5 protein-coding genes and 1 pseudogene are annotated in these 4,694 nt (G+C 63.6%); 3 read left to right on the plus strand and 3 right to left on the minus strand.

All coding sequences use genetic code 11. From position 1 onward, the window contains the following. Positions 1–784, minus strand: a 784-nt coding sequence (locus tag AHiyo1_RS13035; protein WP_253257322.1) for a histidine kinase, incomplete at its 3' end; no start/stop codon positions are given. Positions 785–1,052: 268 nt separating this feature from the next. On the opposite strand from AHiyo1_RS13035, the gene AHiyo1_RS13040 reads away from it, so the two are divergent. Further along, entirely contained in the window at positions 1,053–2,144 is a 1,092-nt protein-coding gene (locus tag AHiyo1_RS13040) for an ABC transporter permease (protein WP_059388851.1), read from the plus strand. A gap of 39 nt (positions 2,145–2,183) precedes the next feature. Then, complete coding sequence (locus tag AHiyo1_RS13045; RefSeq protein WP_059388852.1) at positions 2,184–2,882, plus strand: ABC transporter ATP-binding protein; 699 nt, start codon at positions 2,184–2,186, stop codon at positions 2,880–2,882. 72 nt (positions 2,883–2,954) lie between these two features. Here the strand turns inward: AHiyo1_RS13045 and AHiyo1_RS13050 are convergent, their stop codons facing one another. Further along, a complete protein-coding gene (locus tag AHiyo1_RS13050; RefSeq protein WP_059388853.1) occupies positions 2,955–3,347 on the minus strand; it encodes a winged helix-turn-helix transcriptional regulator in 393 nt (130 codons plus the stop codon). Positions 3,348–3,429: 82 nt separating this feature from the next. On the opposite strand from AHiyo1_RS13050, the gene AHiyo1_RS13055 reads away from it, so the two are divergent. Beyond that, a complete protein-coding gene (locus AHiyo1_RS13055; RefSeq protein ID WP_059388854.1) occupies positions 3,430–4,035 on the plus strand; it encodes an NAD(P)-dependent oxidoreductase in 606 nt (201 codons plus the stop codon). A gap of 168 nt (positions 4,036–4,203) precedes the next feature. Here the strand turns inward: AHiyo1_RS13055 and AHiyo1_RS13060 are convergent. Beyond that, positions 4,204–4,694, minus strand: a pseudogene (locus AHiyo1_RS13060) (NAD(P)/FAD-dependent oxidoreductase); the annotation flags it as partial.

Genomic DNA, 4,694 nt, shown 5'->3' on the forward strand with positions numbered 1-4,694 from the left:
CCAGTCCCCGGACAAAATTGCGGGCTTCCGCCAGGTTGCTGGCCGCTGTCTCGCGGACAGTCCTGAGCCGATCGCGGGCCGCGGCGTTGTCACCGGCGTCGAGGGCTTTCTCCGCCGAGCGCCCCATCAAGACGATGCTCGAGAATCCCTGTGCCAAGGTGTCGTGTATTTCGCGTGCGAGCCTTTCGCGCTCGGCCAGCGCACCGGCGTCGTGCTGGCTTTGTGCCAGCTCGGCCCGGGTCCGGCGCAATTCCTCAGCGGCGAGTCGCTGGTTCTCCGCCTCGACGTACAGCGCCCGATACGCCAGGCCCGTGACAACCGCGAAGGCGGCCCCGAAAAGAGGCCCGAGGACCATGGCAAGTTGCAGGGCATCCGCCCCGGCACCACGGTTGTGGAACCACATCGCCGCGATCAGGAGTGTTGTGCTGACAGCAATCGCGGGGAGGGCGATGCGCCGCGGCAGGATATGCAGTTGCAGGAAGAACAACGGGAAAGCTATCCAAGCGAAATCCGGACTGATGAGCATGAGCAGCAGCCACAGGAAACCAACGACGGCGAGCCACCACCGCGCGTAAGGCTTCGGATCGAAGCGCTCAGGATGGCCGGCGTGCCTCTTTTCAAGGACCGTCCCCAAGAGGTAGACGGCAGCCAGCAGCAGGGCAAGGCCGAGGCCTGCCCAAGTGGCGAAGGGCGAAAGGCCCGCGATCGCAAGCCTGACGACTGCCACGAAGAGAAGCACCGCAAAACCAACGTGCAGGCTGACGCGCAGGACGCGCAAAATCATGGCCGAGCCACTTGGCTGCTGATGTGGCGCTGGCTGCGGCTGCGCCGTGGCTTGGGGCGAATCGTCTCCCTGCATGCCTTCCAGCGTAGCCTCGCCCGCCGACACTTTTACCCGATTCGGCGGCATGCGGGCCCAATCAACCGAATGGTTGATCCGCGGGTCAATCAAGGCGACCGGAGGAGTCCATCCACTTCCCGATGTTTCACGCGCCCCCTGCCCGGAGAGTTGAAACAGGACCAGAAGATCGCCTCCGACCCAAAGGAATTCCATGTTTCTCGCCATACGCGACATCCGCTTCGCCAAGGGCCGCTTCGCCCTCATGGGGAGTGTCGTCGCCCTCATCACACTCCTTCTCGTCATGCTCTCCGGGCTTACAGCGGGCCTTGGCAACCAGTCGACGTCGGCCATTGCCGCACTTCCGGCGCAGCAAATCGCCTTCGGCGCGCCGGCAGGAGGCGAGGCCAAGGCCTCCTATACGGAATCGGAGGTCTCCAACAAGCAGCTCGAAGCTTGGCGGAACCGGCCGGGTGTTGCCTCTGCCGAAGCCATTGGTATTAGCCAGACGCGGCTCCAGTCCCTCGATTCCGCCAATAATGCTGCCGGCACTGCGAACGTGGCGGTCTTCGGGGCCGACGGCGGCATCTCACCTGTGGCGGTGAAGGAAGGCGAGGTGGTGGTCGGGGAGTCCTTGGCGAAGGAACTCTTGCTGAGTACCGGGAGCAGGGTGACGGTAGGCGGTACGGGTCTGACGGTTTCCGCCATCACCCAGGACGAGTGGTATTCACACACCGGAGTCGTCTGGACCTCCCGGGCTACGTGGCAGAAGCTCGCACATATTCCTGCCGGGGAATCGATTGGGACAGTCCTTGCCGTGGAGTACGACGCCGGAGCCACCGTGGATCTTGACGCCGCCAATGCGGTGGCCGGCACTGTCAGCGCCACCCCGAGCGGCTCGTTCCAGGCCCTCGGCTCCTACAAGAGCGAAAACGGCTCCCTCATGCTCATGCAGGCCTTCCTCTATGGCATCTCCGCGCTTGTCATCGTTGCATTCCTGACCGTCTGGACTGTCCAGCGCACGCGCGACATCGCGGTGCTCAAGGCCATGGGCGCCTCGTCCGGCTACGTGGTGCGGGACGCGCTGGTCCAAGCAGGAATCGTCTTGCTCGCCGGCGCGGGACTGGGTGGCGGCCTTGGCGTTCTGGGCGGCTTCTTTGCTGCCAAGGCGGCCCCGTTCCTCGTGACCCCGATAACTACCCTCGTCCCGATCGCCGGGATCGTGCTCCTTGGGCTTGGCGGTGCGGCGCTGGCAGTACGCAGCATCACCAGAGTGGATCCGCTTATGGCCCTCGGCGGCAACTAGGCCAGCCCCGAAACTTAATATTCCACGAAAGGCATATCAATGAACCCCGTACTCAACCTCGTCAACGTCACCTTGGAGTATCCGGACGGCGATTCCACCCTCAAGGCCCTGGATGCCGTGGATCTCAGCGTGGACGCCGGCGAATTCTTTTCCCTCGTGGGCCCGTCCGGCTCCGGGAAGTCCTCGCTCCTCGCTGTGGCGGCAACTTTGGTCCGGCCGGGTTCCGGGCTCGTTATCGTCGACGGCACGGTTGCCACGGAACTCAAGGACACCGAACTCACTGCCCTGCGCCGGGAAAAGGTGGGCATCATTTTCCAGCAACCCAACCTCCTGCCTTCGCTGACCGCCGTCGAGCAGTTGATCCTCGGCGACCATTTCCGGGGGAAGCCGGCCAAAGCGGCCCGCAAGCGCGCTACGGAACTGCTCGACGTCGTCGGGCTCGGGCCTTCTCTCACTAAGCGGCCGCACCAGCTCTCGGGAGGCCAGCGGCAGCGCGTGAATATCGCGAGGGCGCTCATGGGCCAACCCAGGGTGCTGCTCGTCGACGAGCCGACCGCGGCCTTGGATCACGAGCGTAGTGAATCGATCGTGCGGCTGCTGCGCCAGGTCACGGACGAGTTCGCGACGGCGACCGTCATGGTCACGCACGACACCGAGTTCCTGCCGCTCACCGATTCGGTCGCGACCATGCGGGACGGGCGCCTCGGTGCGCGCGTCCCCGTCGGGACACCCAACTGACTCGCATTAGATGTCGTTCTGAGCCCTCAAAACGCCAACAAATGCAAGTCAGTTGGGCGAAAGCGCGAACGGTCAGCCCCCGATGACAGCCTCGTCCTGGGCATCGTCATAGGCATCGCGGGCCTTGAGAATGCTGGGCACATGGTCCTCCGCCCAGAGACGCAGCAGGGTCAAAGGCTCCAGCAGGGAAGCTCCAAGCTCGGTCAGTTCATAGTCCACGCGCGGGGGCACCTGCGCGTGGACAGTCCGGGTGATGAGACCGTCGCGCTCAAGGGTGCGAAGGGTCTGGGTCAGCACCTTCGGCGTCACGACGTGGACCATCTTGCGAAGCTCGGAGAAACGGATGGGACCGTCCGCGAGGACCTGGACCACCAACGAAGCCCATTTGTCACCGATGCGCTGAAAGATCACCCGGGACGGGCAATCAGGGTCGAGGACGTTTGCCGATAGGTCATTGGTATCCATGAGGTAACTAAGTTCCTTTGAAGCTATCAGTATCAATTAGATACTGTTTTGATATTGCAAGGATAGCAACCCAAGGAGAGTCATGAAAATCGCAGTCTACGGCGCAACAGGCATGGTCGGAAGCCAGATCGTCAACGAATCCCTCACCCGCGGCCACGAAGTCACCGCTATCTCCCGCAAGGGCTCGGAGGTTGCCGGAGCGAAGGCCCTCGCTGCCGATCTCGCTGATGGCCAGAGTTTCGCGGAGATCGCCAAAGAGCACGACGCCGTCATCCTCGCCACCGGCCCGAGCCGCACCGGAGGCGACCACGGAGAGTGGCTTGCGGCAATGGACACCGCCTACAGCAACGCAGAAGGCACGCGCCTCATCATCGTCGGCGGAGCAGGCACGCTGGAGATCGACGGCGTTCGCCTCCTCGATTCGCCCGACTTCCCTGAGGCCTATAAGGCCGAAGCAACCACGGCGGCCGCAGCATTCGCCGCCGTCAAGGAAGCTCCAGAGAGCCTGGACTGGACAGTGCTCGCACCCGCGCCTGTCATCCAGCCAGGTGAGCGCACGGGAAAGTACTCCACTGCCAAGGATTCCCCAGCAGGCAACACCATCTCCACCCAGGACTACGCCGTAGCCATGCTGGACGAAATCGAAACTCCTGCCCACCGCCGGGCCCGCTTCACGGCAGCCAACTAACCCAACGCTCGCTCACATATAACGGCCCATTTGCCAACGCTCGCTCACATTTGAGGGAAAAGCACCGATCGCTCCTGCAGATCATCTGCAGGAGCGATCCGCCGGTCGGCCTCATAGGTGAGCGAGCGTTTCGAATTTCGACGGCATAGGTGAGCGAGCGTCGAGGGGTTACCCGCCCAAACCCAGCCCGGGTACCTGCAGTCCAAACATGTCCTTCAAGGCATATTTGGCAGCGTGATACCCGGGCATTCCTGTTACTCCGGGTCCTGGGGGCGTGGACGAGGAGCACAAATACACCCCCGGCAAAGGGGTCCGCCACGGTACCGGAGAGAGCACGGGACGCTGCACGAGCCCTCGAATGTCCATAACGCCCGCGCTAAAATCGCCGCCTAGATAGTTCGCGTTGTAGCCGGCCAAGCCTGCCGCCGTCGTCGTCTTCCAGCCAACCACCACGTCGCGGAAGCCCGGCGCGAATTCCTCGATCCGGGACATGACCGCCTCGGCCATGTCCGTGGTCGAACCCTTGGGTACGTGGCAGTAGGACCAGAGAATGTGCCGCCCAACGGGAGCCCGCCCGGGATCCACGATGGAGGGCTGGGCCACCAAGACGTAAGGCTTCTTGGGATGCCGGCCGGCCGCTACCAGGTTCTCGGCCTCGG

The sequence above is a fragment of the Arthrobacter sp. Hiyo1 genome (assembly GCF_001263615.2).
In the GTDB taxonomy this organism is placed as follows: domain Bacteria; phylum Actinomycetota; class Actinomycetes; order Actinomycetales; family Micrococcaceae; genus Arthrobacter.

Coding starts and splice junctions, on each gene's coding strand:
- AHiyo1_RS13050 (WP_059388853.1), bottom strand. CDS start 3,347: ATGGATACCAATGACCTATCGGCAAACGTCCTCGACCCTGATTGCCCG.
- AHiyo1_RS13040 (WP_059388851.1), top strand. CDS start 1,053: ATGTTTCTCGCCATACGCGACATCCGCTTCGCCAAGGGCCGCTTCGCC.
- AHiyo1_RS13045 (WP_059388852.1), top strand. CDS start 2,184: ATGAACCCCGTACTCAACCTCGTCAACGTCACCTTGGAGTATCCGGAC.
- AHiyo1_RS13055 (WP_059388854.1), top strand. CDS start 3,430: ATGAAAATCGCAGTCTACGGCGCAACAGGCATGGTCGGAAGCCAGATC.